Origin of the sequence: Microbispora sp. NBC_01389 (assembly GCF_045040095.1) — a bacterium.
Taxonomy (GTDB): domain Bacteria; phylum Actinomycetota; class Actinomycetes; order Streptosporangiales; family Streptosporangiaceae; genus Microbispora.
In genome coordinates this window covers 5,002,287-5,028,418 of the sequence record NZ_CP109552.1, presented here as the reverse complement: position 1 = coordinate 5,028,418, position 26,132 = coordinate 5,002,287, and the positions used below count along the sequence as shown (strand labels likewise).

At 69.8% G+C, this 26,132-nt stretch carries 24 protein-coding genes and 4 pseudogenes; 19 read left to right on the top strand and 9 right to left on the bottom strand.

The features are described from left to right. Window positions 1–142 precede the first annotated feature (142 nt). The 5 genes and pseudogenes from OG344_RS22805 (at window position 143) to OG344_RS22785 (ending at window position 4,547) form a co-directional block, all read left to right on the top strand. Complete coding sequence (locus OG344_RS22805) at window positions 143–844, top strand: CBS domain-containing protein (RefSeq protein ID WP_405084798.1); 702 nt, start codon at window positions 143–145, stop codon at window positions 842–844. 131 nt (window positions 845–975) lie between these two features. Next, window positions 976–3,249, top strand: a complete 2,274-nt coding sequence (gene pflB, locus OG344_RS22800; protein WP_405084797.1) for a formate C-acetyltransferase — start codon at window positions 976–978, stop codon at window positions 3,247–3,249. Next, window positions 3,249–3,629 (top strand): annotated as a pseudogene (locus OG344_RS22795) (4Fe-4S cluster-binding domain-containing protein); the annotation flags it as partial. The gene pflB and the pseudogene OG344_RS22795, both read left to right, overlap by 1 nt. Window positions 3,630–3,771: 142 nt before the next feature. Further along, window positions 3,772–4,131, top strand: coding sequence for a hypothetical protein (locus OG344_RS22790; protein WP_405084796.1), 360 nt, complete (start codon window positions 3,772–3,774; stop codon window positions 4,129–4,131). Window positions 4,132–4,223: 92 nt separating this feature from the next. Further along, window positions 4,224–4,547 (top strand): hypothetical protein, encoded by a 324-nt coding sequence (locus tag OG344_RS22785; RefSeq protein WP_327045312.1) that lies wholly within the window; start codon window positions 4,224–4,226, stop codon window positions 4,545–4,547. A 142-nt stretch (window positions 4,548–4,689) separates the two neighbouring features. Here OG344_RS22785 and OG344_RS22780 read toward each other — a convergent pair whose 3' ends face one another. Beyond that, on the bottom strand, window positions 4,690–5,157 hold the full coding sequence (locus tag OG344_RS22780; RefSeq protein ID WP_405084795.1) for a carbonic anhydrase: 468 nt from the start codon (window positions 5,155–5,157) through the stop codon (window positions 4,690–4,692). Between the two features lie 194 nt (window positions 5,158–5,351). Here OG344_RS22780 and OG344_RS22775 point away from each other — a divergent pair, with 194 nt between their 5' ends. Then, window positions 5,352–5,930 carry a hypothetical protein gene (locus OG344_RS22775; protein WP_405084794.1) on the top strand — a complete coding sequence of 193 codons (579 nt, stop codon included), beginning with the start codon at window positions 5,352–5,354 and terminating at the stop codon, window positions 5,928–5,930. 92 nt (window positions 5,931–6,022) lie between these two features. Beyond that, window positions 6,023–7,738, top strand: coding sequence for a GAF domain-containing protein (locus tag OG344_RS22770; protein WP_405084793.1), 1,716 nt, complete (start codon window positions 6,023–6,025; stop codon window positions 7,736–7,738). Between the two features lie 115 nt (window positions 7,739–7,853). Here the strand turns inward: OG344_RS22770 and OG344_RS22765 are convergent, their stop codons facing one another. Beyond that, the gene (locus tag OG344_RS22765; RefSeq protein ID WP_327045308.1) at window positions 7,854–8,495 is read right to left on the bottom strand and encodes a response regulator transcription factor; all 642 of its coding nucleotides are present in this window, start codon (window positions 8,493–8,495) and stop codon (window positions 7,854–7,856) included. 49 nt (window positions 8,496–8,544) lie between these two features. After that, complete coding sequence (adhE, locus tag OG344_RS22760) at window positions 8,545–11,220, bottom strand: bifunctional acetaldehyde-CoA/alcohol dehydrogenase (RefSeq protein WP_405084792.1); 2,676 nt, start codon at window positions 11,218–11,220, stop codon at window positions 8,545–8,547. A gap of 367 nt (window positions 11,221–11,587) precedes the next feature. Here adhE and OG344_RS22755 point away from each other — a divergent pair, with 367 nt between their 5' ends. Continuing rightward, window positions 11,588–11,905: an HPF/RaiA family ribosome-associated protein gene (locus OG344_RS22755; RefSeq protein ID WP_327045306.1), complete on the top strand. Its 318-nt coding sequence runs from the start codon at window positions 11,588–11,590 to the stop codon at window positions 11,903–11,905. Window positions 11,906–12,031: 126 nt separating this feature from the next. Continuing rightward, complete coding sequence (locus OG344_RS22750) at window positions 12,032–12,985, top strand: Acg family FMN-binding oxidoreductase (RefSeq protein ID WP_405089151.1); 954 nt, start codon at window positions 12,032–12,034, stop codon at window positions 12,983–12,985. 86 nt (window positions 12,986–13,071) lie between these two features. Here the strand turns inward: OG344_RS22750 and OG344_RS22745 are convergent. The 3 genes and pseudogenes from OG344_RS22745 to OG344_RS22735 form a co-directional block, all read right to left on the bottom strand. Beyond that, window positions 13,072–13,389: pseudogene (locus OG344_RS22745) on the bottom strand (biotin carboxylase N-terminal domain-containing protein); the annotation flags it as partial. Between the two features lie 8 nt (window positions 13,390–13,397). Beyond that, a complete protein-coding gene (locus OG344_RS22740) occupies window positions 13,398–13,616 on the bottom strand; it encodes an acyl-CoA carboxylase epsilon subunit (protein WP_405084791.1) in 219 nt (72 codons plus the stop codon). Beyond that, window positions 13,613–14,857: pseudogene (locus OG344_RS22735) on the bottom strand (acyl-CoA carboxylase subunit beta); the annotation flags it as partial. The pseudogene OG344_RS22735 and the gene OG344_RS22740, both read right to left, overlap by 4 nt. A 68-nt stretch (window positions 14,858–14,925) precedes the next feature. Here OG344_RS22735 and OG344_RS22730 point away from each other — a divergent pair. The 8 genes and pseudogenes from OG344_RS22730 to OG344_RS22695 all read left to right on the top strand — a co-directional run bounded on the left by OG344_RS22730 (window position 14,926) and on the right by OG344_RS22695 (window position 21,897). After that, on the top strand, window positions 14,926–15,444 hold the full coding sequence (locus tag OG344_RS22730; RefSeq protein ID WP_405084790.1) for a TetR family transcriptional regulator: 519 nt from the start codon (window positions 14,926–14,928) through the stop codon (window positions 15,442–15,444). A gap of 161 nt (window positions 15,445–15,605) precedes the next feature. Beyond that, entirely contained in the window at window positions 15,606–15,923 is a 318-nt protein-coding gene (locus tag OG344_RS22725; RefSeq protein ID WP_405084789.1) for a hypothetical protein, read from the top strand. Between the two features lie 422 nt (window positions 15,924–16,345). Beyond that, window positions 16,346–17,377: an inorganic phosphate transporter gene (locus OG344_RS22720; protein WP_405084788.1), complete on the top strand. Its 1,032-nt coding sequence runs from the start codon at window positions 16,346–16,348 to the stop codon at window positions 17,375–17,377. A 44-nt stretch (window positions 17,378–17,421) separates the two neighbouring features. Beyond that, window positions 17,422–17,517: pseudogene (locus tag OG344_RS22715) on the top strand (heat-shock protein HtpX); the annotation flags it as partial. Window positions 17,518–17,711: 194 nt separating this feature from the next. Beyond that, entirely contained in the window at window positions 17,712–18,404 is a 693-nt protein-coding gene (locus OG344_RS22710; RefSeq protein ID WP_405084787.1) for a hypothetical protein, read from the top strand. Beyond that, window positions 18,356–19,657, top strand: coding sequence for a metallophosphoesterase family protein (locus OG344_RS22705; RefSeq protein WP_405084786.1), 1,302 nt, complete (start codon window positions 18,356–18,358; stop codon window positions 19,655–19,657). The genes OG344_RS22710 and OG344_RS22705 overlap by 49 nt, the downstream gene beginning before the upstream one ends. Before the next feature lie 71 nt (window positions 19,658–19,728). Continuing rightward, on the top strand, window positions 19,729–21,174 hold the full coding sequence (locus tag OG344_RS22700) for an MFS transporter (RefSeq protein WP_405084785.1): 1,446 nt from the start codon (window positions 19,729–19,731) through the stop codon (window positions 21,172–21,174). A 117-nt stretch (window positions 21,175–21,291) separates the two neighbouring features. After that, entirely contained in the window at window positions 21,292–21,897 is a 606-nt protein-coding gene (locus tag OG344_RS22695) for a class I SAM-dependent methyltransferase (RefSeq protein ID WP_405084784.1), read from the top strand. 130 nt (window positions 21,898–22,027) lie between these two features. On the opposite strand, the gene OG344_RS22690 is transcribed toward OG344_RS22695, so the two are convergent. After that, window positions 22,028–22,453, bottom strand: a complete 426-nt coding sequence (locus tag OG344_RS22690) for an arsenate reductase ArsC (RefSeq protein ID WP_405084783.1) — start codon at window positions 22,451–22,453, stop codon at window positions 22,028–22,030. Between the two features lie 181 nt (window positions 22,454–22,634). Between OG344_RS22690 and OG344_RS22685 the strand changes: the two genes are divergently transcribed. Both OG344_RS22685 and arsB read left to right on the top strand, forming a co-directional pair. Beyond that, the gene (locus tag OG344_RS22685; RefSeq protein WP_405084782.1) at window positions 22,635–22,949 is read left to right on the top strand and encodes an ArsR/SmtB family transcription factor; all 315 of its coding nucleotides are present in this window, start codon (window positions 22,635–22,637) and stop codon (window positions 22,947–22,949) included. Beyond that, window positions 22,946–24,028 carry an ACR3 family arsenite efflux transporter gene (arsB, locus tag OG344_RS22680; RefSeq protein WP_405084781.1) on the top strand — a complete coding sequence of 361 codons (1,083 nt, stop codon included), beginning with the start codon at window positions 22,946–22,948 and terminating at the stop codon, window positions 24,026–24,028. Before OG344_RS22685 ends, arsB begins: the two co-directional genes overlap by 4 nt. 142 nt (window positions 24,029–24,170) lie before the next feature. Here arsB and OG344_RS22675 read toward each other — a convergent pair whose 3' ends face one another. Next, a complete protein-coding gene (locus OG344_RS22675; RefSeq protein ID WP_405084780.1) occupies window positions 24,171–25,271 on the bottom strand; it encodes a GTP-binding protein in 1,101 nt (366 codons plus the stop codon). A 324-nt stretch (window positions 25,272–25,595) separates the two neighbouring features. Beyond that, entirely contained in the window at window positions 25,596–25,892 is a 297-nt protein-coding gene (locus tag OG344_RS22670) for an ArsR/SmtB family transcription factor (RefSeq protein WP_405089150.1), read from the bottom strand. Window positions 25,893–26,132: the final 240 nt, after the last annotated feature.

The following is a 26,132-nucleotide window of genomic DNA, read 5'->3' as shown; positions in this document are numbered from 1 at the left end:
TCGTCTGTATCGGCACGAAGCGGCTGTAGAGGCGTAAGTGCCGGAGACAGAGGCGCAACAGCCCCCGCGCGAAGGCCTTCCGCCTCTCCGCCTGCACCGGGTGGCGGCGATGGGATGCGGGAGATGTCCCGAGGAGGAAGAGATGCGTGTGAAGGTCTCCCAGGTCATGGCCCGCGACGTCCCTGTGGTGGAGGGCGGCACGCCGTTCAAGACGGTCGCCCAGGTGCTGATCGCCGCGGACCTGGGTGCCGTGCCCGTGCTCGACGCCGGCGACCGTGTGATCGGAGTCGTCACGGACGCGGACCTGCTGCTCAAGGAGGAGTTCAAGGAGCAGTACGCCCACGAGAGCTACCGGCCGCCGCTGCGCGCGCGGCTGCGGCGCCTGTTCGGCCGGACGGGGCGCGGATGGCGCAAGAAGTCGCGGGGTGACACGGCCGCCGAACTGATGACCTCCCCGGCCGTCACGATCGGCCCGGGAACGGCGGTGGTGTTCGCCATCCGGCTCATGGACCAACACGGCGTCACGCACCTGCCGGTCGTCGGGGAGGACGGCACGCTCGAAGGCATGGTCGGCCGGCACGACCTGCTGCGGGTGTTCACCCGTCCGGACGCCGACATCGCCCGTGAGATCACGATCGACACGTTCGGCCGTTCCCTCTTCCGCGACCTGTCGATGGTGACCGTGACGGTCGACCATGGCGTCGTGACGCTGACCGGTCGCCTGCACTGGCGCAGCGACGCCCTGACGGCCACCCGAATGGCGCGCGGCGTCAACGGTGTGGTGGACGTGATCGACCACCTGGAGTGGGAGGAGGACGACACCCACACCTGGCGCCACCGATGACAAGGTCCCCGCCCGTCCCCTTCCACCCCCCGGATGACTTTGGTCCCCGTGATCGATGACCTCCGCTCGCAGAGGCAGGGCGACGGCGGCGGCGACAGTTGAAGCGGCGGAACGAGCGAGAGGGGACGGCGATGACGGTCACAGCGGTCAGGGCACAGGAGACCGCGCGGCAAGCCGCGCATGAGGCGTGGCGCGGCTTCCGCGGCATGGCCTGGCGCGAGCGGGTGGACGTGCGCGACTTCATCCAGGCCAACTACACGCCGTACGAGGGCGACGAGTCGTTCCTGGCCGGCCCGACCGAGCGGACCCGCGCGGTGTGGGCGGAGGTGTCGGCCCTGTTCCCCGAGGAGCGGCGGCGCGGGGTGTACGACGTGGACACCGCCACGCCTTCCTCCATCACCTCGCATCGGCCCGGCTACATCGACCGGGGCCGGGAGCTGATCGTCGGCCTGCAGACCGACGCCCCGCTGAAGCGGGCCATCATGCCGGCGGGCGGGCTTCGGATGGTGGAGAACGGCCTCGCCGCCTACGGGTACACGCTCAGCCCGCAGGTGAAGGAGATCTTCACGAAATATCGCAAGACGCACAACGACGGCGTCTTCGACGCCTACACCCCCGAGATCCGGGCGGCCCGCCGCGCCGGGGTCGTCACCGGCCTGCCCGACGCGTACGGCCGCGGGCGCATCATCGGCGACTACCGGCGCGTCGCCCTCTACGGCGTGGACCGGCTGGTCGAGGCCAAACGGGCCGAACTGCGCTCGCTCGACGGGGAGTTCTCCACCGACGCGGTCATCCGCGACCGGGAGGAACTGGCCGAGCAGATCCGCGCGCTCGGCGAGCTGAAGACCATGGCCGCCTCCTACGGCCACGACATCTCCCACCCCGCCGCGACGGCCCACGAGGCGATCCAGTGGCTGTACTTCGCCTACCTCGCCGCCGTGAAGGAACAGAACGGCGCGGCGATGTCGCTGGGCCGCACCTCCACCTTCGTGGACGTCTACCTGGAGCGGGACCTCGCCGAAGGCCGGCTCACCGAGCAGGAGGCCCAGGAGCTCGTCGACGACTTCGTCGTCAAGCTGCGCATCGTCCGCTTCCTGCGCACCCCCGAGTACGACCAGCTCTTCTCCGGCGACCCGACCTGGGTGACCGAGTCGATCGGCGGCATCGGCGCCGACGGCAGGCCGCTGGTCACCCGCACCAGCTACCGCTACCTGCAGACGCTGCGCAACCTCGGCCCGGCCCCGGAGCCGAACCTGACCGTCCTCTGGTCGCCGCGGCTGCCCGAGCCGTTCAAGCGCTTCTGCGCCGGGCTGTCCATCGAGACCAGCTCCCTCCAGTACGAGAGCGACGAGCTGATGCGGCCGGCGTACGGCGACGACACCGCCATCGCCTGCTGCGTCTCGGCCGCCCCCGTCGGCAGGCAGATGCAGTTCTTCGGCGCGCGGGTCAACCTCGCCAAGGCCCTGCTGTACGCGATCAACGGCGGGCGGGACGAGATGACCGGCGAGCAGATCGGCCCGGCCCATCCGGCGGTGACCGGCGACGTGCTCGACTACGAGGAGGTCGCGGCGGCGTTCGACCGGATGATGGACTGGCTCGCCAAGACGTACGTGAACGCGCTCAACGTCATCCACTACATGCACGACAAGTACGCCTACGAGCGCGTCGAGATGGCGCTGCACGACTACCCCGTCAAGCGCACCCTCGCCTGCGGCATCGCGGGCCTGTCGGTGGCCGCCGACAGCCTGTCGGCCGTGAAGCACGCGACCGTCCGGGTGATCCGCGACGCGAGCGGGCTGGCCGTGGACTACGTGGTCGAGGGCGACTACCCGGCGTACGGCAACAACGACGACCGCGCCGACGCCATCGCGGTGAACCTGGTGCGGTCGTTCATGGACAAGATCCGCCGCCACCCGTCCTACCGGGGCGCCGAGCACACCCAGTCGGTGCTCACCATCACCTCCAACGTGGTGTACGGCAAGCACACCGGCAACACCCCGGACGGGCGCAGGGCCGGCACGCCGTTCGCCCCCGGCGCCAACCCCATGAACGGCCGCGACCGGCACGGCCTGGTCGCCTCGGCGCTGTCGGTCGCCAAGCTCCCCTACGACCAGGCGCAGGACGGCATCTCGCTGACCAGCACGGTCACCCCCGAGGGGCTGGGCCGTACGGCCGGCGACCGGGTCGCCGACCTGGTGGGCGTGCTCGACGGCTACTTCGACGCGGGCGGCTTCCACATGAACGTCAACGTGCTCGACCGGGCCACGCTGATCGACGCGATGGACCATCCCGAGAAGTACCCGCAGCTCACGATCCGGGTCTCCGGCTACGCCGTGAACTTCGTCCGGCTCACCCGCGAACAGCAGCAGGACGTGATCGACCGCACCTTCCACGGGCGGCTGTGATGCGGGACCGGCTGCTGGAGGACGCCGCCGCCGAGCTCCGCGCTTCGGAGCCGGCGGCGGGCGCCGGCGTCATCGAGTCGTGGGACCTGTCGGTCGGCGTGGACGGTCCCGGCACCCGCTTCGTGGTGTTCACCTGCGGCTGCCCGCTGCGCTGCCTCTACTGCCACAACCCCGAGACCTGGCGCATGCGCGACGGCCGCGGGGTCACCGTGGACGAGGTCATGACCGAGGTGGACCGCTACCGCCGCTTCATCTCCGTCGCCGGCGGCGGGGTGACGGTCAGCGGCGGCGAACCGCTGCTGCAGCCCCGCTTCACCGGCGAGCTGCTGCGCCGCTGCCACGACAGCGGCCTGCACACCGCGCTGGACACCTCGGGATACCTCGGCGACCGCGCGAGCGACGCGCTGCTGGCCGACACCGACCTCGTGCTGCTCGACATCAAGCGGCCTGCACACCGCGCTGGACACCTCGGGATACCTCGGCGACCGCGCGAGCGACGCGCTGCTGGCCGACACCGACCTCGTGCTGCTCGACATCAAGTCGTACGACCCGGGGGGCTACCGGCGGCTGACCGGGGCACACCTGGAGCCGACCCTGCGCTTCGCCCGCCGGCTGGCCGACCTGGGCCGCCCGGTCTGGGTGCGGTTCGTCCTGGTCCCCGGCCACACCGACGCCGAGGAGAACGTCGACGGCCTCGCCCGGTTCGTCGCGACGCTCGGCAACGTCGAACGGGTCGACGTGCTGCCCTTCCACCGCATGGCCGCCGGCAAGTACGCCCGGCTCGGGCTCGCCTTCCCCCTGGCCGCGGTCAGGCCCCCGGACCGGGCCCTGCTGGAGCGCGTGCACGCCCAGTTCGCCGCGCACGGCGTCACCAGCGTCTGACTCGTGCCGCCTCTCGGAAGCCGACGACCGTCGGGTGGTCCGGGGACCTTCGGCCCTCCCCGGGCAGGGGCGGCCGGCGAGACGGTGGAGCCATGACGATCCTGAGCACCGAACCCCCTCTGATCCCCCGGCGACGCAACGACAAGGAAGATCGGGAACAGGCCACGGGTCCGCTCACGCGGCTCGCGGTGCGGGAGGCCTTGGAGAAGGCGTTCACCGACGTGGTGGACGACGTCCGCCTGGCGGAGGTCGACGGCATGGCGCACGTCTACGTGTCCATCCGCCCCGCCACCTCGGCATGCCCGGAACGCATCCGCACCACCGCCCGTGAGGCGTACCGGGCCGTCTGCGGCGAAGCAGCGGTGGCGCACGTGGTCGTGTCCTGTCCCGTCCACCGTCGTTGGTGGCGTCCTTGACGCCCACAGCGGATCGGTGGCGTACGCCGTCCATCCCGCCCTCCTCGCAGGCGGCGGGGACGACGCCACGACGGGGGCAGGACGACGAATGTCACGCCGAGGACGGCTCAACCGGTAGCCATGGCGAAGCCTCTCGCCCCGGTCAGGATGCGGAGCCGGCGGTGACTTCGAGGCCGCGGGCCGCCACCACCTGGGCGCTGCCGTCGGCCAGGCGGTAGCACAGGCCCACGACGGCGGCCCGACCGGCGCCGACCCGTTCGGCGAGCACCCGAGAGCGGTCCAACAGCAGGTCGACGGTGTGCCGTATGTGCTCGGCCAGGATCTCGTCGGCCTCCACACGACCTGCCGCCCGCGCCGCGAGCACGCTGGGCGTCACACGCTCGACGACGTCACGGACGTAGCCGGTCGGCGCCATCCCGTCCTCCAGCGCGGCGCATGCGGCGCCCACCGCGCCGCACGAGTCATGGCCGAGGACAACCACCAGCGGGCAGTCCAGCACGTCCACCCCGTACTCGATGCTGCCCAGCACCTCCGCGCCCATCACGTGGCCCGCGGTGCGCACCACGAACAGGTCGCCCAGGCCTCGATCGAAGATGATCTCTGCGGCCAACCGGGAGTCGGAGGGCCCCCCGGAAGATCGCCGATGTCCGCTCTGACACTCCGATGACGGACTCGGGCCGAAAGTCCCACGATCGCGGGACTTCGAGACAACCGGAGCGTGCCGTACGACTCCTGCGGCACAGCCGGTGATCGCGGTTTGCTTTAAGTGTCGAAAAGAGATGAAGTCATTGAAAGGGGCCGGTCATGGCCACCATCGAAAGGCGCCACCACGGCAACGACGTGGACGACGCCACTCCCCCCGTCACGGCCCAGACCCCCGCGCCTCAGACGACCACCGCCGGCCCGGTCCGGTACGTGTGGGCCGCCGCCCGGATCGCCATCGGCTGGGTGTTCCTGTGGGCCTTCCTGGACAAGCTGTTCGGCTGGGGCTTCGCCACCCCCACCGCCAAGGCGTGGATCAACGGCGGCAGCCCGACCACCGGCTTCCTGAAGGGCACCGCCGACAACACCTTCGGCGGCCTGTTCGACACCCTCGCCGGCCAGGGCTGGGTCGACTGGCTCTTCATGACCGGCCTCGCCGGCATCGGCGCCGCCCTCATCCTCGGCATCGGGATGCGCATCGCCGCCATCACCGGCGGACTGCTCCTGCTGATGATGTGGGCCGCCGAACTGCCGCTGACCACCAACCCTTTCATGGACGAGCACATCGTCTACGCCCTCGTCCTCGCGGGCCTCGCCCTGGCCGGCGCCGGCCAGACCATCGGACTCGGCAGGTGGTGGGCCGCCACCCCGCTGGTCCGCCGCCTCCCGATCCTCAAGTAGACCGCATTCGATCACGCGGCCCGTCGGCTCCAGTGCCCACCCCTGCTTCCGGGGGTGGGCACTGGCGTCTACTCGATGCGAAACTTCGCACCATGATGGAGAAGGAGCCCACTTCGCTGATCCCCAGCATGCGCCTGGACGATCTGCTGACCGAACTGCAGAGCCGTCTGGAGGCCGTGCTGGCCACCCGGGACCGGGTGCACGCACTGCTGGAGGCGGTCGTCTCGATCGGCAGCGACCTCGACCTGGAGACGGTGCTGCGCCGCATCGTGGCCACCGCCGCGACGCTGGTGGACGCGACCTATGGGGCGATGGGCGTGATCGGGGAAGAGAACACGCTCGTCCAGTTCGTTCCGGTGGGACTGAGCGAGGAGGAGATCGCCAGGATCGAGCACTGGCCGCACGGGCTGGGCCTGCTCGGCCTGCTGATCAAGGAGCCGCAGACGCTGCGGTTGGCCGACATCTCCCGGCACCCCGAGTCGTACGGCTTCCCGCCCGGCCATCCGCCGATGGGCAGTTTCCTCGGGGTGCCAATCCGGGTCCGCGAGGAGGTGTTCGGCAACCTCTACCTGACCGAGAAACGCGGCGGCGGGCAGTTCGACGAGGACGACGAGGCGATCGTCGTCGCCCTGGCCACCGCCGCCGGAGTGGCGATCGAGAACGCCCGCCTGTACGAGGAGAGCCGCCGCCGGGAGACCTGGCTGCAGGCGTCCTCGGACATCACCACCCGGCTGCTGTCGGGCGGTGAGCCGCAGGAGGTCCTCACGCTGATCGCCCGGCGTGCCCGTGAGATGGCCGACGCCGACGCCGTGGCGATCCTGCTGCCCGACCGGGGCCACGACATGCTGCGCGTCGCGCTGCAGGATGTCGAGCCGGCCGAGGACGGGCCGGGTGTCCGGCTTGTCGACGACGCGGTCGCGGTCGAGGGCTCGCTCGCCGGCCGGGCGTTCCTGAGCGGTGAGCCGCTGGCGTTGGACGATCTGGACCACAGCCAGGTGCACCTGATCTGGGCCGAGGACCCGCCGGTGGGACCGGCGGCGGCCGTGCCGCTGGGCGCGGCCAGGGCCGTGCGCGGGGTGCTGGCCCTGGTCAAACGCTCGGGGCGGATGCCGTTCAGCGAGTCGGAGCTGCGCACGCTGCACGCCTTCGCCGGGCAGGCGGCCGTCGCGCTGGAGCTGGCCGAGACCCGCAGGGACGCCGAGCGGCTCGGCCTGCTGGAAGACCGCGACCGCATCGCCAAGGACCTGCACGACGTGGTCATCCAGCGCCTGTTCGCCGTCGCGATGACCCTGATGAGCACGGTGCGGCTGGTCGAGCGGCCGGAGGCCTCCTCCCGGCTGCAAAGCGCGATCGACGAGCTGGACACCACCATCCGGCAGATCCGCTCGACCATCTTCGCCCTGCAGACGCCGCGCGAGGATGCCTTGCCCAGCCTGCGCGCCCAGGTGGTCGACCTGGTCGAGGGTGCCCGCGGGCACCTTGGCTTCATGCCGGGCCTGAGCCTGGAGGGCCGGCTCGACAACGACGTGCCCGCCGAGGTCGCCGAACACCTGCTCGCCGTCCTGCGCGAGGCCCTGTCGAACCTCGTCCGCCACGCCAAGGCCACCCGCGCCGACGTCGCCGTCCAGGCCGGAGACGGGCGGCTGACCCTCGTGGTGGAGGACAACGGCGTCGGCATCCCGGCCGAGGGCCGCCGCAGCGGCCTGCGCAATCTCGCCGACCGCGCCGAACGGCTCGGCGGCGCCTTCACCCTCACCACCCCGGGCACCGGCGGCACCCGCCTGGAGTGGAGCGTCCCGCTGGGCTGATCACCTCATGCCGCGTGCGGACGCCGCCGGCCTCCGCTGTTGCGGTACGTTCCCTGATGCGTCTGTCGAGCTTGACCGCGGTGACAGTGACATCGTTCGGCAGGTCTGCGCTACGTCACTGTTGGTGTTCGGCCTTGAGGCGGGCGGCGAGCGCGGCGGCCTGGGTGCGGCGCTGCATGTCGAGCTTGCTCAGCAGGGTGGACACGTAGTTCTTGACCGTCTTCTCGGCCAGGAACATCCGCTCGCCGATCTGGCGGTTGGTCAGGCCCTCGCCGATCAACTCAAGGATCTGCCGCTCCTGGTCCGACAGGGCGGCCAGCGGGTCCTTCTTCGTGGCCTGGTCGCGCAGACGGTGCAGCATGGCGGCCGTGGTCTGCGGGTCGAGCAGCGACTGCCCGGCGGCCACCGTGCGCACCGCGCCGACCAGGTCCGAGCCGTGGATCTGCTTGAGCACGTAGCCGGCCGCGCCGGCCATGACCGCGTTGAACAGCGCCTCGTCGTCGGCGTAGGAGGTCAGCATCAGGCAGGCCAGGCCGGGCACCTTCGAGCGCACCTCCCGGCAGACGTCCACGCCGTTGCCGTCGGGCAGGCGTACGTCGAGCACCGCCACATCGGGCCGCAGCGCGGGGATGCGGGCCACGGCCGACTCGGCCGTCCCCGCCTCGCCGATGACCTCGATGTCGTCCTCGGCCTCCAGCAGCGCCGCGACACCCATACGGACCACCTCGTGGTCGTCCACCAGGAACACACGAATCATGCCCATACGCTAAGCCCTCGCGGTGTACGCACACACCGGAGAGGGGCCGCTACTCCTGCGAACGCCCGTAGTAGGCGGCCCGCATCAGCGCCTGCATGTCCTCCAGCATCGGCATGCGGGGATTGGCCGGCGCGCACTGGTCCTCGTACGCGTTGAGCGCCTGCTGCGGGAGCGCGTCGAGGAACGCCTTCTCGTCGACGCCGATGTCCTGGAAGGACCGCTCGATCCCGACCGCGTCGCGCAGGCGCTCGATTGCCGCGGCGAGCGATTCGACCCCCTCGGCCGGCGTGACCGCGGGCAGGCCCAGCATCTGGGCGATCTCCTGGAACCGCTCGGGAGCGCGGTAGTCCTCATACTTGGGCCACCCCGACAGCTTCGACGGGACGGTGCCGTTGTAGCGGATCACGTGCGGCAGCAGGACGGCGTTCGTGCGCCCGTGGGCCACGTGGAACGTGGCGCCGAGCGTGTGGGACATGGCGTGCACGATCCCGAGGAAGGCGTTGCCGAAGGCCATGCCGGCGATCGTGCCGGCGTTGTGCATCTTCTCCCTGGCCTCCGGGTCGGCGGCGCCGCGGGTGACCGCGCGCTCCAGATACCGGAAGATGATCCGGATGGCGTGCAGGGCGGGGCCGTCGGTGAAGTCGTTGGCGTACACCGACACGTACGACTCGATGGCGTGGGTGAGGGCGTCGAAGCCGCTGTCGGCGGTGACCACCCGGGGCAGATCGGCGGCGAGGACCGGGTCCACGATCGCGACGCTCGGGGTCAGCGCGTAGTCGGCCAGCGGATACTTCTTGCCCGTCGCGGTGTCGGTGATCACGGCGAACGGCGTGACCTCCGCGCCCGTGCCCGAGGTGGTCGGCACGCACACCAGACGGGCTCGCTCGCCCAGGGCGGGGAAGCGGAAGGCTCGCTTGCGGACGTCGAAGAACTTCTCCTTCATGTCCGCGAAGACGACCTCGGGGTGCTCGTAGCGCAGCCACATCACCTTGGCCGCGTCCATCACCGAGCCGCCGCCGAGAGCGACGATCGTGTCGGGGCGGAAGGCGCGCATGAGGTCGGCGCCCTTGTCGACGGTCGCCACGCTCGGCTCGGGCTCCACGGCGTCGATGATCTGCAGGGCCACCCGCTCGCCGCGCCGCCGCAGCACGTCGGAGACACGGTCGACGTACCCCAGCCGGGTCATCACGGCGTCGGTGACGATCGTGACGCGGTGCACGTCCGGCATGTCCGCCAGATAGCGGATCGCGTTCGGCTCGAAGTAGATCTTCGGTGGGACCTTGAACCACTGCAGGTTGTTGTTGCGCCGCCCGATCCGCTTGATGTTGATCAGGTTGACCGCTGAGACGTTGTTCGACACCGAGTTGTGCCCGTAGCTGCCGCAGCCCAGGGTCAGCGAGGGCAGGAACGCGTTGTACATGTCGCCGATGCCGCCCTGGGAGGCGGGGGCGTTCCAGATCACCCGAACCGCCTTGACCCTGGTGCCGTACCGCTCGGCGAGCGCGGCGTCCTCGGTGTGGATGACGGCGCTGTGGCCGAGGCCGTCGAACTCGACCATGCGCTCGGCGAGGATCAGGCCCTCCTCCCGGGTGCGGGCGCGGAGCACGGCGAGCACCGGGCAGAGCTTCTCCCTGGTCAGCGGCTCGTTCGGGCCGACCTCGTCCACCGGGACGAGGATCAGGGAGGTGTCCGGCGGCACCGCGAAACCCGCCTGCTCGGCGATCCAGTGCGGAGCCCGCCCCACCACGTCGGGGTTGAGCCTCACCTCGGAGCAGGAGGCGCCGCGCGCGGACACCCCGAACACGAACTCCTCCAGCTTCGCCTTCTCCTCCGGCGTCGCGACGTAGGCGTGCAGCCGGGCGAACTCGCCCAGCACGGCGTCGTAGACCTCCTCGTCGAGGATGACGGCCTGCTCGGAGGCGCAGATCATGCCGTTGTCGAACGTCTTGGACAGCACGACGTCGTGCACCGCCCGGCGCAGCTTGGCCGTCCTCTCTATGTAGGCGGGGACGTTGCCCGCCCCCACGCCCAGAGCCGGCTTGCCGGCCGAGTACGCGGCCCTGACCATGGCGTTCCCGCCGGTGGCGAGGATGACCGACACGCCTTCGTGGCGCATCAGCGCGCCGGTCGCCTCCAGCGAGGGTTCCTCGACCCACTGGACGCAGTGCTCGGGCGCGCCGGCGGCGACGGCGGCGTCGCGGACGATCCGGGCCGCCTCGGCGCTGCAGCGCTGGGCCGCGGGGTGGAACGCGAACACGATGGGATTGCGGGTCTTCAGTGCCAGCAGAGCCTTGAAGATCGTGGTCGAGGTGGGGTTGGTGACCGGCGTGACGCCGCAGACCACCCCGACGGGATCGGCGATCTCGACGACGCCGCTGATCTCGTCGCGGGAGACCACGCCGACCGTCTTGAGGCCGGCCATGCTGTGGGTCACGTGCTCGCAGGCGAAGATGTTCTTGACCGCCTTGTCCTCGAACAGGCCGCGGCCGGTCTCCTCGACCGCCAGGCGGGCGAGCGCGGCGTGCCGGTCCAGCGCGGCGACGGACGCCTTCTTGACGATGTGGTCGACCTGCTCCTGGGTGAAGGACTCGTACTCCGTCAGTGCCTTCAGCGCGCCGGTCACCAGAGTGTCGATCGCGGCGTGCGCGTCGGCGGGCAGGGCGGCTCCGGTCGGGGAGTCGGTCATCTGGATCACCTCGTGGGGCTCGGTCGGCCAGCTTGTCACCTTCATCCTTCTGATGCCGGCGCGCCCGCACCGCTGCGCAAGGACCCCGCCCCCAAGGACCAAGGTCATCGAATCGGCGGTCGCCGGCCGGGTCCGGCCCCTCTCCCCCGGCGTCCGCACGGGCCCGGCGACGCGGGGGCGGGAAGGCGGGGTGCCCGAGACGCGAGAACAGGCCTCACGCCGACGGCGATCGCACCGGCTCCAGGCGGTTCGGGAAGCCCGGGCAGCGCAACGGCCTCGCCGGCCTGGTCTCCGCGGGAGGGAAGCCCGGCAAGAGTGATCAGTCCCTCGATCTGGCGACGGAAGTCCTCATCGGCCGGTCCCACAGGCCCTGCCGCCGGACCGGCACGGCCATGAAACTGGCAGCGTGAACACGACATTCGATTCCGACGCGGTTGTGGTGGAAACGAGCGGGCAGGTCCCCGCCGAGGCGATCACCGAGGCGCGCGAGCGCGTCGCGGCGCTGGCACGCTTCACGGGCAGGCCGATCCTCGCGGCCCGGGTCACGCTGAAGCACTCGCCCGGGCTGGCCCCGCCGGACCGTTACGCCGCGCGGGCGGTGCTCGACGTCAACGGCCAACCGCTGCACGCGCACGCCGACGCGGCGACCATGGACGGGGCCATCGCCGAGATGCAGGACAGACTCCGGACCGAGCTGGCACGGCTCCGGAAGCGGACCCGTTAGCCAGGCTGAGGGCCCAGCGCGCACCGCGGGTCCGCGCGGTCGCGCTGATCGCCCAGCCTGGGTCGCGCTGTTTCAGGGTGCCGACCGCGGGCTCCACAGAAGACTCGATGAAGAAGGTGCGCCGTGATGTCTCCCTTCGCCACAGAACGCGCTTTCCACCGGCTGCTCACCGTCGCCGGGCAGGCGCCCTCGGTGCTCAACACGCAGCCCTGGCGGCTCGAAGCGATCCGCGGGGAGTTCGCCGAGCTGCTGGCCGACCCCGACCGGCGGCTGCGCGTCAGCGACCCCCGCGGGCGCTCGCTGCACGTCAGCTGTGGCGCGGCCCTGTTCAACCTCCGGCTCGCCGTGCGGACGGCCGGTCACCGGCCCCTGGTCTGGCTGCTGCCGAACACCGCGGAGGAACCGCGGCTCCTGGCCGCCGTCCGCGTGTCGACGTACCGGCCGGCTTCCGCGCGCACGCGCGAGCTGTACGACCGCATCGGCCTGCGCCGGACCAACCGGGAGCCGTTCGGCGAACGGCGGGTTCCCGAGCAGGTGCTCGCCGACCTGCGCCACGCGGCCTCCTGTGAGGGGGCCTGCCTGGTCCTGCTCGGCCGGCACGCCGCGTCGGACCTGCTGGAGTACGTCGCCATCGCCGACGACGAGCTGGCCAAGGACGGCGACTACCAGGCCGAGCTGCGGGCGTGGACGATGAGCGGCAACCGTCGCGAGGGCCTGCCGTCCTACGTGCAGGGGCCCGGCTGCGCCGACGACCCGGCGCCGGTCCGTGACTTCGGACCGCACGGGGAGCGTGGGCCGGTCCACTTCGAGGCCCTTCCCCAGCTGGCGGTGCTCACCACGGCGGGCGACGGCCCCCTCGACTGGCTGCGCGCCGGCCAGGCGTTGCAACGCCTGCTATTGACCGCGACCGTCCACGGCATCTCCGCCTCGTTCCTCAACCAGCCGCTCGATCTGCGCGACATGCGCCGCCGCAGCGACCCCCACCACCGGCGCGGGCACATCCAGATGATCATGAGGCTCGGGTACGGCCCGGCGGTCCCCCGCGCACCCCGCCGTCCGGCTGCGGAGCTGCGTGAGTGAGGGAGGGCGACATCGTCTGTGACGAGACCCGGTGAACGGGGTTGCGTCGCGCGGGCAGGGCCGACACCCTGCCCGTCGGATCACAAGGGCGGCGGGCCGATCCAGATCAGGCCGGCGTCGAGCACGGCCTGGGCGAAGTCCGCGTTCTCGGCCAGGAAACCGTAGCCGGGATGGACGGCGTCCGCGCCGGTCTTCGCGGCCACCGCCAGGATCTTGGCGATGTCCAGATACGTCTCCGCGGGGCTCTGCCCGCCCAGCGCGTGCGCCACGTCCGGCACCCGCGCGTGCAGCGCGTCCAGATCCTGGTCGGCGTACACCGCCACGCTGGCCAGGCCGGCATCCCGGCAGGCCCGGGCGATCCGGAGGGCGATCTCACCACGGTTGGCGACCAGCACCTTCCGCATGGTCGTGCTCACAGACGTCCTCCAAGGCTCCATCTCGACTCACGCCACCCCTGGGAACCGGTCGTAAGGGGACCGCGCAGCCCAGACCGGCGCGCCAGATCGCGCCAGCCACAAGGCATCGGCCGTACGGCGGGTGTGGTGGGCAGCCGCACCCCGAGCAGCGCCACGGCCAGCGCGGCCAGTTCCTCGGGCGACGGAGCGCCCTTCATGACCCGGAACTCGGTCACAGCGGGATGTTCCCGTGCTTCTTGGGCAGCAGGGCGGCCCGTTTGCCGCGCAGCATCCGCAACGCGCGGACGACTTCCCTGCGGGTCTCGCGGGGCGCGATCACCGCATCGACGTAACCGCGTTCGGCCGCCAGGTATGGCGTGGCGAGGGTGTCCTCGTACTCACGCACCAGCTCGGCCCGCAGTGCGTCGGGGTCGTCCGATGCGGCCAGCGTCCTGCGGTGCAGGATGTTGACCGCGCCCTGCGCGCCCATCACGGCGATCTGGGCGGTGGGCCAGGCCAGGTTGACGTCCGCGCCGAGGTGCTTGGACCCCATGACGTCGTACGCCCCGCCGTACGCCTTGCGGGTGATGACCGCGACGAGCGGCACCGTCGCCTCGGCGTAGGCGTACAGCAGCTTGGCACCGCGCCGGATGATGCCGTTCCACTCCTGGTCGGTGCCCGGGAGGAAGCCCGGCACGTCCACGAGCGTCAGCACCGGGATGCCGAACGCGTCGCAGGTGCGCACGAACCGCGCGGCCTTCTCACTCGCGGCGATGTCGAGCGTCCCGGCGAAACTGGCCGGCTGGTTCGCGACGACGCCCACCGACCGTCCCTCGACCCGGCCGAAGCCGACCACGATGTTCGGCGCGAACAACGCCTGCACCTCCAGGAACTCGCCGTCGTCCAGCAGGGCGGCGATGACCTCGTGCATGTCGTACGGCTGGTTCGCCGAGTCGGGGATCAGCGTGTCGAGGGCCCGATCGCCCTCGCCGATCTCCAGGTCCGCCGGGAACTCCAGGGCCGTCGCGTCGTCGAGGTTGTTCTACGGCAGGTACGACAGCAGCGCGCGGGCGTAGTCCAGCGCGTCGTCCTCGTCCTCGGCGAGATAGTGGGCGTTGCCGCTGCGGCTGTTGTGCACGCGGGCGCCACCCAGCTCCTCGAAGGACACGTCCTTACCGGTCACCGTCTTGATGACGTCCGGGCCGGTGACGAACATATGGGACGCCTCGTCCACCATGATCGTGAAGTCGGTGAGGGCCGACGAGTAGACGTGGCCGCCCGCGCAGGCGCCCATGATCAACGAGATCTGCGGGATGACGCCCGAGGCGTGCACGTTGCGACGGAAGATCTCGCCGTACAGGCCGAGCGAGACGACGCCCTCCTGGATGCGCGCCCCCGCGCCCTCGTTGATGCCGACGATGGGCGCCCCGATCTTCACGGCCAGGTCCATGACCTTGCAGACCTTCTCCGATAGGACTGAGTTTCACCATGACGATACTGAGTCTCGCGACTCTGGACAAGCCCGGGGTCCGCGACAATGGCCCCATGTCCACACCGTCCATCAGCCACCGACTCGCCGAGGCGGCGGTGGCCCTGTTCGACGAGAACGGGTACGACGAGACCACCGTCGACGACATCGCGGCCCGCGCGGGGGTGAGCCGCAGCACCTTCTTCCGCTACTACCGGTCCAAGGAAGACGCCATCTTCCCCGACCACGACACGCTGCTCGCCCAGGTGGACGCCCGCCTGCGCGCCTCGACCGCGGACACCGCGATCGTCGCGGTGTCCGACGCGGTCCGCATCGTGCTGGCGCATTACGTGACGGACGCCGAGGTGTCGCTGCGCCGCTACCGCCTGGTCGGCCGGGTCCCCGCTCTCCGCGACCGGGAGAACGCCAGCGTCGCCCGCTACCAGCGGCTGTTCCGCGAGTTCATCGGCAAGTGGCTGGCCGGGACCCCCGACGCGAGCCTGCGCCAACTCGTCGAGCAACTGCAAGAAGCTGTGGCGGAAGGCGAGAGCCTCTTTCGGACGGGTACGGTGCCGCTGTTCGAGGCAGAGGCGTAAGCGACTGGGCCACTGTGGCTCGCCTTCAGGGAACAGGTCGGCGGTGAAGCGGAAACAGTTGTATTGGCTGTCGGCATTTGAATGATGGATCAGGCCGGGGCCGGCGGGGTGTCCGACGCGGTCGCGCCGCCACATGGCAGTGGCGGCTCCTTCGGGCGGCGATGCCGTACGGAGTCGACGACCTCTTCGTCGCCGGAGACACTCACCAGCGCATCTATGACAATCTGGTCTCGTTGTTTCAGGTCAGCACCGAGGTCGTCGGCCGCTCCAGGAAGTTGAAGCTCAACTACCGGACGACTGCGGAGATGCTGGCCTGGAGCATGAGCCTCCTACAGGACGAGCCGAACGACGACATGGGCGGCGAGATCGAATCACGCGCTGGTTGCCGGTCCGAGGTTCACGGCGCTCGACCGAAATCGCAGGGTTTTCCTACACAACACGCCGAGCTCGCACACCCCGCGTCTGCTGTGCGCGCGTGACGTCATCAAGGTGTGGAGGTCGGCCAGATCGGTGTCGCCATGCGCTCGAACACGCCCGCACTCGTTGATACCAAGGTCCCGCGCGACATGCCTGACGGGTTTGCCGGTCCCCACGCTAGGCGGGGAAGCTCGCCGGCGATCTCCCCGCCGAAGCCGGTGCACCTGCCCTGGCGGACGACCGTCACCCGGTGAGGTCCCGAGAACCTCGGAGCCCACGCGAAAGTCCGGGCGCTATTGCCGCCGGGCAGATGAACAGCGATCATGAACGCAGGGTGACGAAAGGGTGAACGCCGGACAGGCGACGGCGTCCGATACGCCGGCTTCGAGAACCGCTCTTCCTTCCGCCGTGTAGTCCAGCCCAGCCATACCTCCTGCTGCGCCCGCTTTCACTCACGAGCACCGCTACCCCCGGAGGCAGACGCATGGAAGTGCTCGTACTCGTGCTCGTGCTCGTACTGGCCGCCGCCAACGGAGCGAACGACGTGCCGAAGGGTGTCGCCACGCTCGCCGGCGCGGGTGTGACCAAAATCCGCACGGCCATCGCATGGGGCACGGTGGCCACCGCCCTCGGCTGCCTCGTCTCGCTGACACTGGCCTCGAAGATGACCGAGTTGTTCTCCAAAGGCATCGTCTCCGCCAAGCCCACCCCGGCTTTCACGGTCGCGGTGCTGATCGGGACCATCTTCTGGGTCGTCCTGGCCACGGTCCTGAAGCTGCCCGTCTCCACCACCCATGCCCTGGTGGGCTCGCTTCTCGGCGCCGGGAGCCTGTTCGCCGGTTCCTCGGTCGAGTGGAGCGGACTGCTCGGGAAGGTCGTGCAGCCGCTGCTGCTGAGCATCCTGGTCGCCTACGCCATCTCGGCCGTACTGGGAATCATCACCCGGAAGGTCGTGACGATCCGTACCGCGAGAAGGGAAAGGACCCCGGCTCCGGTCCCGGACGGTGACACGGCGCCGGTGACGACCGTGACGGAGCAGGCCGGGCCGACCAAGGCACAGCAGGCCATCGGGATCGCCCACTGGGCGACAAGCGGCCTGGCGAGCTTCGCGCGGGGCCTCAACGACGCCCCCAAGATCGTTGCCATCGGCTCCTTCGCGCTGATGGGCGGGATGACCCCGACCGGCCTGCTGTTCGCCGTCACCGCGGCCATGGCCGTCGGAGGTGTCGTGGCGGGCTCCCGCATCGCCAACCGGCTCGCGTACTCCGTCATCAAGATTCCGCACGTCGAAGGTTTCACCGCCAACCTCACAACCGCGAGTCTCGTCGGGCTGGGCGCCATGCTGGGCCTGCCCATGTCGACCACGCAGGTCTCGGCGGGAGCGATCTCCGGCATCGCGGCCAACGATCTCTCCAGGCTCAACAAGAAGACGGTCCGTGATCTTTTGATCGCGTGGTTGTGCACACCGCCCGTCGCCGCCGCCGTGGCCGCGGGGGCCTACCTGCTGCTCGCGTAACGCGGCGGTTCTGCCCCCTCCCCGACCGGTCGAAGGGACCAGTCATGCCCCCGGTGCCCAGCGTCCTGTTCGTGTGCGTACACAACGCCGGCCGTTGCCAGATGGCGGCCGGATGGCTCACTCGTCTGGCATCGGTTCGGGCAACAAGTTGCCTGGCAACTTGTTGCCCGGGAGCAGCGCTTCACCGATGACCTGCGCGAGGACGACAGTGATGACATGCGGCCGGTCTATTTTGGGCGGCAGAAACCGGCCCGCACCGACGGCAGAACCAGGTCATTCTGCGAGGCGACGACGTCCCTTCTCGCTGACCTGTCCTACGACTCGGGAGATCCTCATGCGGTTCGATCACTCTGCGGTTGAGCAGGTTCTGGCCAATGTCGAAGAACTCGGTCTCGTCAGCGAAGTGGAGCGAGGCGAGATACTGTCCGTGCTCACACCGGAGTTCCCCTACGCGGCCATGCTGCAGTACACCGATTCGGTGCACGCCCACGTCAAGGTCGACGACGTCGACGCGCTGCCGCACGGCAAGCTCAAGGAACTCGGCTATCGCCCCGAGAACGCCGAGCCGGGGTACGTCAAGTACTCCACGGACGCGGCGATCAATCTCATCTTCTCCTCGATCCCCATCGCGCAGGATGAGAACATGCCCGGGGCCGTCACCCTGTCGAAGCCGTTCATGGACCACGTCGGCATCGATATGCGGGATGAGGCCGCGCAGACGTTCGAGGCGTTCGAGGACGTGCCGGCGCGGGCGGCGGAGCTCGGCTGGCGCGAGGTCCCTCAGGGAGGCTCGACCCCGGTCCACTGCTGCCACACCCAGGTGAAGTCGAAGCACTGGGTCTACCCCCCGGAGACGTGGCAGGGCTGGCGGCGGCCGATCGAGTTCGCCTTCGGCACGCTCGTGATCTTCGACAAGAAGATGGGATGCGACCTCCGCCCGCTCGACCCCGGTCATCCTCTGGCGCAGCAGAGTGCGCCGTGCTGCGGCGCGCCCGCCGCCGACACCGCCGACGCGTCAGCCGAGTAGAGGGGAAAGACGAGGCCGGGCGAATGAGGATCGCCGTCTGCGGTGGTGTCTATTCCAATCCCTGGGCTCTTCGGGCGTTCATCGACGATGCCCGCCGTAACCACGCCGACCGCCTGTACTGCCTCGGAGATCTCGGCGGGTACGGCACGGAGCCGGACGCCGTATGGCCGCTGCTGACCGGCAACGACGTCGTCTGCGTGGCCGGCAATTACGACGTGGCGATCGCTTCGGGTGCGGAGGACTGCGGCTGCGGATATCGGGACCCCCGTGACCAGGAATACGCCGAGATGATGTACGACTTCACCCTCCGCACCACCGACCGCCGGTTCGCGGCGTGGATGGGGACGCTTCGCACGGAGCGGCGGGAGAAGCTGGATGGCTGCGACGTGCATTTCGTGCACGGCTCGACCACGGGCCTCAACGATTTCTGGTGGGAATCGCTGCCCGAGGCGGAGCATCGCCGCCGAGTGGAGGCGAGCGGCGCCGACGTCATCATGTGCACGCATTCGGGACTGCCCTGGATCAGACGCATCGGAGACAGTCTCGTGGTGAACGTCGGAGTTATCGGGCGGCCGGCCAACGACGGTGACCGGCGTGTTCGCTACGCACTGGTCGACCTCGAGGACGGAGTCGCGCGAGCGCGGATCATCCGCCTGCACTACGACTGGCGGTCACACGCCGAGGCGCTGCGCCGGGCGAAGTTCCCCGAGGCCTTCGCCCGCACCGTGACCACGGGCTGGTGGACGACCTGCCTCGAGGTGCTACCGACCCGTGAAAGAGCCAAAGGACGTTTCCACGTGTACGACTCCAGCGTCCCCCGTCTGCTGGAGCCTCTCGGCCTGGGCGAGGACGCCTGGCCGGACCCCGATCCCTCGATTCCCGTCCGATCCCTGTGGGGCTCGCCGCTCCTGCCGGATCACATCTGGTACACCCGCCCGCCGATAGGTGTCGAGGACCTGACCGAGGCCGCGGCCGGCTGTGCGATCTCACACGTGCGGCCTTCCGACGGGCACTCCCCCACCATGCGCTACATCGGTGCGGCAGGCCGGCCGCTTCCGGAGCTGACCCTCACGGATCAGGGCTGGTCATGGCACCCGCGGCTGGCCTTGGAACCGCCGTTCCTCGCCCATCCGGCCGAACTACCGCCGCTCGCCGCTTTCGTCGACGCCGCCCGAAGCAGAGCGGTGCAGGTCCTTCTCGAGGAACTGCAGGCGCAGAACCTGCTGCTGCCACCCAACTACTGCGCCGGTTGACTGAGCGCTGCCGGCTGACCATCGTCCGGCGCCGCGGCCGTACGCCCACGTACCGGTTTCAAAGGGAGAGCATGACCACCTCACCGGACGCCCTCAGCGCGGAATCGATCGGCACACGACTGGATCGGCTCCGCTGGAGCAGCACCCATCTGTCCATCCTGATGGCCCTCGGCGCGGGATGGCTCTTCGACTCCTTGGAAGTCAATCTCGTCGGCAGTGTCATCAATCCACTCAGCGAGCATTTCCAGGCGACGGTCGAGCAGTCGTCCCGGATCTTCTGGGTGTGGTTGCTCGGCGTACTGGTCGGGGCGTTGGCCGGAGGGATGCTCGCGGACCGGTTCGGGAGGCGCCGGCTCTTCCTCGTGACTCTCCTGTGGTACAGCGGATTCACCGTACTGACCGCCGCGAGCCCCAACCTGGATGTCCTCTACGTCCTCCGCTTCCTGACGGCGCTCGGCGTCGGCGCGGAGTATGGGATCATCAACGCCGCCATCATGGAGTTCATGCCGGCCCGCGTCCGGGGCAGGAGCGCGGCCGCGGTGATGAACTTCTGGTCCATAGGCGCCATCGCGAGCGGTTTCATCGCCTTCCTGCTTCTCAACACCTTCGCCCTCGCCTCGGCCGTCTCCTGGAGGTACGGCTTCGCGCTCGGCGGGATCCTGGCGCTGCTCGTGTTGTTGTTCCGGCGTCGCCTTCCCGAGTCTCCGCGGTGGCTGGCCTCGCAGGGGCGGGTGGAGGAGGCCGAGGCGATCCTGCGGAGGATGGAGCAGCGGGCGGGCATCGGCCCCGACGCGGCCGTCCCCGGGGACGCGCCCGAAGCCCCCGCGACAAGGCATCGCTCCGCCCTCGTCGAACTGGTCCGCCGCTATCCGGGGCGCCTGCTGCTCGGCTGCGTGCTGGACCTCTCCGAAGCTTTCGGGTACTACGGGCTCTCCGCGCTTCTGTCCATCGTCGTCCTCAAGCAGGTGCACTACACGGACGCGGAGATTCCCTTCTTCTTCATCCTGGGAAACGTGGGCGCCCTGATAGGGGGCATCGGCATGACCCTCGCGTTCGATCGCCTCGGGCGACGATGGTCGGTCGGCACCTTCTACGCGCTCGCCGCGGCGGGCGTCGGCGTGCTCGCGGCGGCCACGGCAACGGGCGACAAGGGCTGGGTCCTCGGCGCGACCATGCTGGCGAACGCCGTCGCCACGGGAGCCTGGACGGCCGCCTATCCGACCTTCACCGAACTGTTCCCCACGCACCTGCGAGCCGCCGGAATCGGCACCAGTGTCGCCGTCGGGCGGCTCGGCGCCGCCTACGGGGCTCTCTACCTGCCAACTCTGGCAGTGCAGATCGGCGCCACGGCGAGCTATCTCCTCATCGCGGCCTTCTGGAGCATCGGGGCCATCGCCATGATCGTCTGGTCTCTCGCCGGCGGCGTCGACGGAGCACGGCAGCCTCTCTCCGCGCTGAGCGCCGGGGTCCGCAGCCCGGCCGGCCTGAGCCCGTCCGCAGGCCCCCTCACGAAGTAGGCGGGCTCCTGGCGTCCTGGCCGAGGCCGCCCGGGCGACCGGATCTGGGCGTCGGCTTCGCCGGTGCATCCATTCGGCGGTCGCCTGTCGCCTGCTCTGGTCCGGGAGAATGCGGGCATGACTGAACAGAGCATCTGGATGCGGAAGGTCGCCGCCGACCCCGATCACTCCACCTGGTTCATCGAGCGCTTCCGCTCCATGGCTCGCGCCGGTGACGACCTCGCCGGGGAAGCTCGCCTCGTGGACGCCATGGTGCCGCGCCACGCCCGCATCCTCGACGCCGGCTGCGGATCCGGCCGGGTCGGCGGTGCGTTGGCCGAGGCCGGCCACGACGTCGTCGGCGTCGACGTCGACCCGGCTCTGATCGAGGCCGCCGAGCAGGACCACCCCGGCCCGCGATGGCTGGTCGGCGACCTGGCCGAACTCGACCTTCCTTCGCAGGGCATCACCACGCCGTTCGACGCCGTCGTCTGCGCGGGGAACGTGATGACGTTCCTCGCGCCGACCACCCGTCGTGACGTGCTGACGCGCATCCGTGCGCACCTCGCGCCCGGCGGCCGGGCCGCGATCGGCTTCGGCGCCGGCCGCGGTTACGAGTTCGGCGAGTTCTTCGCGGACGCGGCGGCCTGCGCACTCGAGCCCGACATGCTGCTGTCCACCTGGGACCTGCGCCCGTTCAGGGATGACTCGACCTTCCTGGTCGCCCTCCTCCGCCCTGCCTGACAGCGCGTAACCGTCACCGCGGCTTCGGCGAGGGTCTGCCGCGAACGTTGCCCGTGCGCCTCCCTCCCGTCAGCACCAGGAGCAGCCCCCTGGCTGGAAGACGAGGCAAGGCCGTACGTGCGGAGAAGCGTCAGCTCTCCGATCGGACGTCGATCTCGGCTATCAGAGATTCGATGCGACTTCTGATCTCGTCACGAATCGGGCGGACGGCCTCGACGCCCTGGCCGGCGGGGTCGTCCAGGGACCAGTCGAGGTACCTCTTGCCGGGGAAGATCGGGCAGGCGTCACCGCAGCCCATGGTGATGACGTAGTCGGAGGCCCGCACGGCCTCGGGGGTCAGCACCTTGGGGGTCTGGTCGGAGATGTCGATGCCGACCTCCTTCATCGCCTCCACTGCGGCCGGGTTGACCTGCTCGGCGGGCAGCGACCCGGCGGAGCGGACCTCGATCCGGTCGCCGGCCAGGTGGGAGAGGAAGCCGGCGGCCATTTGGGAGCGTCCGGCGTTGTGCACGCAGACGAACAGCACGGACGCGACGGGAGTGGTCGTGGGCATCATCGTTCTTCCTTGCCGATGGTGGTGGGGGTCAGGTCCGGGACAGGGTGGCGAGCAGGTCGATGTGAGCGAGCGATGGTGATGTGGTCACGGATAACCCTCCAGGTCCGGCGGGGGCGTGCAGGAGGTGGCGGCCGGGGCGTCGGATTCGCATCAGCACCGGCTGATGTGACAGTATCAGTACATGCTGATGTCAGTCGACAATGATCTATTGCGGGTGCTGGCCGATCCCCTGCGGCTGCGGATCGTGACCCTGCTCGCCCGGGAAACGCTGTGCACCACGCACCTCGTGGAAGAGACCGGCGCGCGGCAGACCAACCTGTCCAACCACCTGAAGGTGCTGCGGGACGCCGGAGTGGTGGACACCGAGCCGTGCGGCCGGTTCACCTACTACCGGCTCAAGCCTGACGTCATCGCCGCTCTGGCGGGGCGGTTCGCCGGCCTGGCCGAGACCGCCCGCGCCACCGCCGCCGCCGACAGGAAGAGGGCCTGCCCATGAAAGCCACCGACTCCGCACGCGCCGCGCGCGGCGGCGTGGCGGGCAAGCTGTCGATGCTGGACCGCTTCCTGGCGGTGTGGATTCTGGCCGCCATGGCCCTGGGCCTCGGCCTGGGCCGCGCCGTCCCGGAATTGAACGACGTGCTGTCGAAGGTCGCAATCGGTGGTATCTCCCTGCCGATCGCCCTCGGCCTGCTGATCATGATGTATCCGGTGCTGGCCAAGGTCCGCTACGACAAGCTGGACGCCGTCACCGGCGACCGCCGCCTGATGATCTCCTCGCTGGTCGTCAACTGGGTGATCGGCCCGGCCGTGATGTTCGCCCTGGCGTGGATCTTCCTGCCGGACCTGCCGGAGTACCGTACGGGCCTGATCATCGTCGGGCTGGCCCGCTGCATCGCCATGGTCATCATCTGGAACGACCTCGCCTGCGGCGACCGCGAGGCCGCCGCCGTCCTGGTGGCGCTCAACAGCGCGTTCCAGGTCCTGGCGTTCGGCCTGCTGGGCTGGTTCTACCTGCAGGTGCTGCCGGGCTGGCTCGGACTCGGCCAGGGACAGCACCTCGACATCTCCGCATGGAAGATCGCCCTCAACGTCGTCATCTTCCTCGGCATCCCGCTGCTCGCCGGATTCCTCACCCGCCGCCTGGGTGAGCGCCGGGTCGGCCGCGAACGCTACGAGAACGAGTTCCTGCCGAAGATCGGCCCCTTCGCGCTGTACGGGCTGTTGTTCACGATCGTGATCCTGTTCGCCCTGCAGGGCAGGACGATCACCTCCGAGCCCGCCGACGTCGCCCGCATCGCCCTACCGCTGCTGGCCTACTTCGCCCTGATGTGGTTCGGCACCTTCGCCCTCGGCAAGGCGATCGGCCTGCCGTACGACCGGACCGCCACGCTGGCCTTCACCGCGGCCGGCAACAACTTCGAACTCGCGATCGCAGTCGCCATCGCCACCTTCGGCGTCACCTCCGGCCAGGCCCTGGCGGGGGTCGTCGGCCCGCTGATCGAGGTTCCCGTGCTGGTGGCGCTGGTCTACGTCTCCCTTGCCTGGCACCGTAGATTCGCCCCCTCCGCACACTGAAGGACACGAGTGTGCGACAGCGCTCGGCGCCCGATCACCACAACCTAGGCCACGCCGCAGATCGGCATCGGCGCTCCCGTCTCCTCCGGCGGGTGCTGACGGCGGGTGCCGACGGCGGTGACCGACACGTACCGCAGACACCTCATCCTGTCGCGGCGGGGATCCGGTAGGTGGGACGCGGGTAACCGGGCTTGAACGAGGGGACGCCGGCGCTCTGTACGGCTGATGTGCCGGTGGCGGCGGACACCTCCTCCACCGCCTCGGCCACCGCGGCGTCGAGCTCGGCGGGCTCGCACGCGACGCGGGCGTTGAGCCGTGCCTCCGCCCCGGTGAACGGCCTCCCCGCAACGGCGTCCACGGTCGGCTCGGCGCCGCCGGCGGTCACGCTCACCTTGCTCAGGTCACCGGCGGACTCGAGGCTGACCTTCACGTGGCCGATCATCCAGCCGTTGCGGGCGGCGGTCGCGGAAAGGTGCTCCAGCAGCGCACGAGCCCAGGCGTCCGGGTCGAAGCCCTCCGCCGCCGTCACGTCAAAGCTGAGGTTCAGCCACGCCAGCGCGGCCTCGGCGTTGGCGTAGCGGTCGTAGTCGATGTCGAGGCCGCGTTCCGCGGGAGCCGAGCCCAGCCAGAGGGGCACCAGTCGTTCCAGCCCCTCACCGGTTTTCGCCGAATAACCGAGCACGGTGGCCGTGGGGTATCGCTCGCGCAGATCCGCGGTGATGGCGGCGGCTTCCGCCGCGCCGAGCAGGTCGATCTTGTTGAGCGCGATCACATCGGCTTCCTGCAACTGCTTGCCGAACAGGTAGGACATGTCCGACTCCGTGTCGTCCAGCGGCAGCGACGTACGGAGCGCGTCAAGCCTTTCCGGTTCGACGATGACGAGGAGGGGGGCGGGCGTGAAATGTTCACCGTAGTGGGCGCTGAGCGGCCGGATGACGGTGGCCTGCAGATCGGTACAACTGCCCACCGCCTCGGCGAGCAGTGTGTCCACCTGATGACCGTCGACCAGGCGCTGCGCGACGGTCAGCAGGTCTTCGAACCGGCAGCAGAAACATCCACCCGTGACCTCGCCGGCCTCCGCGATCGCGGACCTGGCGAGCTGGGTGTCCACCAGTTCGGTTCCCTGGTCGTTGGTGATGACCGCGACCCTGCGGCCCTGCGATTGGAGATGTTTCGCGACCGCGACGAGAGTGGTGGTCTTGCCCGCCCCGAGAAAACCGCTCAAGGTCATGAAGGTGATCAACCGGCGTTCGCCTCACTTCTGGTAACGGTGCTCCGTACAGATATCGCCGCATCGCACGGCACGAGTGAGTATGCGCGTCACAGGGTGTCGAGGTGGTGTCAGTGATCCGCCATTCGCAGTCAGCTAACCGCCTCTGTTCCACAAGGTCAAGATCCTTGACGCCAGGCAACAAATGATTAACAATGCCGCGGTGCCGTGCCGAAAAGGGGTATTGATGACGGTCAATACAGGTGCTATAATAAGCATGGAGCTATCTGTGCGCATAATTATCCGCGCATCATTTCCGCAATGACGGCATCGGCACCCGACCGCCCGCCGGATCGCCTATCTCGTGGCGACGGAAGGCAGGGCGATGATGCCCGTCAGGGCGGTGAGCGCCTCGGGCACGACCCGGTAGTAGACCCAGGTGCCCCGGCGGGTCGACGTGACGAGCCCGGCGTCCCGGAGAACCCTGAGGTGATGGCTGATGGTCGGCTGGGTGAGGTCGAACGCCCCGACGAGGTCGCACACGCACGCCTCGCCGTCGAGGTGAGAGGCGACGAGGGACAGCAGTCGCAGCCGTACGGGGTCGCCGAGCGCCTTGAAGCCCGCGGCGAGCGTGATGCTCCGCTCCCTGGTCATCGGCTCCGTCACCCGCGCCGGGCGCGGCACACCGGGTTCGACCACGGGAAGATCCTCATGCGGCAGCAGCACGGGCTCGTCGTGCTCGGCCATGGCGATCGGGTCCTCTCCCTAAGCGCCCCGGGCGTGGGTCACCCGGCCGCATCCCCCACGAGTCTAGACAACCCTTCCGCCCAGGAGGTCTCGTCATACCACGTCCCCCGCTGACCCATGCGGAGGCGACGGAGCGCGGCTCCCTGC

Excerpts from the sequence above, each read along its gene's own strand:
- OG344_RS22805 (WP_405084798.1), top strand. The coding sequence starts at position 143 with ATGCGTGTGAAGGTCTCCCAGGTCATGGCCCGCGACGTCCCTGTGGTG.
- pflB (WP_405084797.1), top strand. The coding sequence starts at position 976 with ATGACGGTCACAGCGGTCAGGGCACAGGAGACCGCGCGGCAAGCCGCG.
- OG344_RS22785 (WP_327045312.1), top strand. The coding sequence starts at position 4,224 with ATGACGATCCTGAGCACCGAACCCCCTCTGATCCCCCGGCGACGCAAC.
- OG344_RS22775 (WP_405084794.1), top strand. The coding sequence starts at position 5,352 with ATGGCCACCATCGAAAGGCGCCACCACGGCAACGACGTGGACGACGCC.
- OG344_RS22770 (WP_405084793.1), top strand. The coding sequence starts at position 6,023 with ATGATGGAGAAGGAGCCCACTTCGCTGATCCCCAGCATGCGCCTGGAC.
- OG344_RS22765 (WP_327045308.1), bottom strand. The coding sequence starts at position 8,495 with ATGATTCGTGTGTTCCTGGTGGACGACCACGAGGTGGTCCGTATGGGT.
- OG344_RS22750 (WP_405089151.1), top strand. The coding sequence starts at position 12,032 with ATGTCTCCCTTCGCCACAGAACGCGCTTTCCACCGGCTGCTCACCGTC.
- OG344_RS22730 (WP_405084790.1), top strand. The coding sequence starts at position 14,926 with ATGTCCACACCGTCCATCAGCCACCGACTCGCCGAGGCGGCGGTGGCC.
- OG344_RS22725 (WP_405084789.1), top strand. The coding sequence starts at position 15,606 with ATGCCGTACGGAGTCGACGACCTCTTCGTCGCCGGAGACACTCACCAG.
- OG344_RS22720 (WP_405084788.1), top strand. The coding sequence starts at position 16,346 with ATGGAAGTGCTCGTACTCGTGCTCGTGCTCGTACTGGCCGCCGCCAAC.
- OG344_RS22710 (WP_405084787.1), top strand. The coding sequence starts at position 17,712 with ATGCGGTTCGATCACTCTGCGGTTGAGCAGGTTCTGGCCAATGTCGAA.
- OG344_RS22700 (WP_405084785.1), top strand. The coding sequence starts at position 19,729 with ATGACCACCTCACCGGACGCCCTCAGCGCGGAATCGATCGGCACACGA.
- OG344_RS22695 (WP_405084784.1), top strand. The coding sequence starts at position 21,292 with ATGACTGAACAGAGCATCTGGATGCGGAAGGTCGCCGCCGACCCCGAT.
- OG344_RS22690 (WP_405084783.1), bottom strand. The coding sequence starts at position 22,453 with ATGATGCCCACGACCACTCCCGTCGCGTCCGTGCTGTTCGTCTGCGTG.
- OG344_RS22685 (WP_405084782.1), top strand. The coding sequence starts at position 22,635 with ATGCTGATGTCAGTCGACAATGATCTATTGCGGGTGCTGGCCGATCCC.
- arsB (WP_405084781.1), top strand. The coding sequence starts at position 22,946 with ATGAAAGCCACCGACTCCGCACGCGCCGCGCGCGGCGGCGTGGCGGGC.
- OG344_RS22670 (WP_405089150.1), bottom strand. The coding sequence starts at position 25,892 with ATGACCAGGGAGCGGAGCATCACGCTCGCCGCGGGCTTCAAGGCGCTC.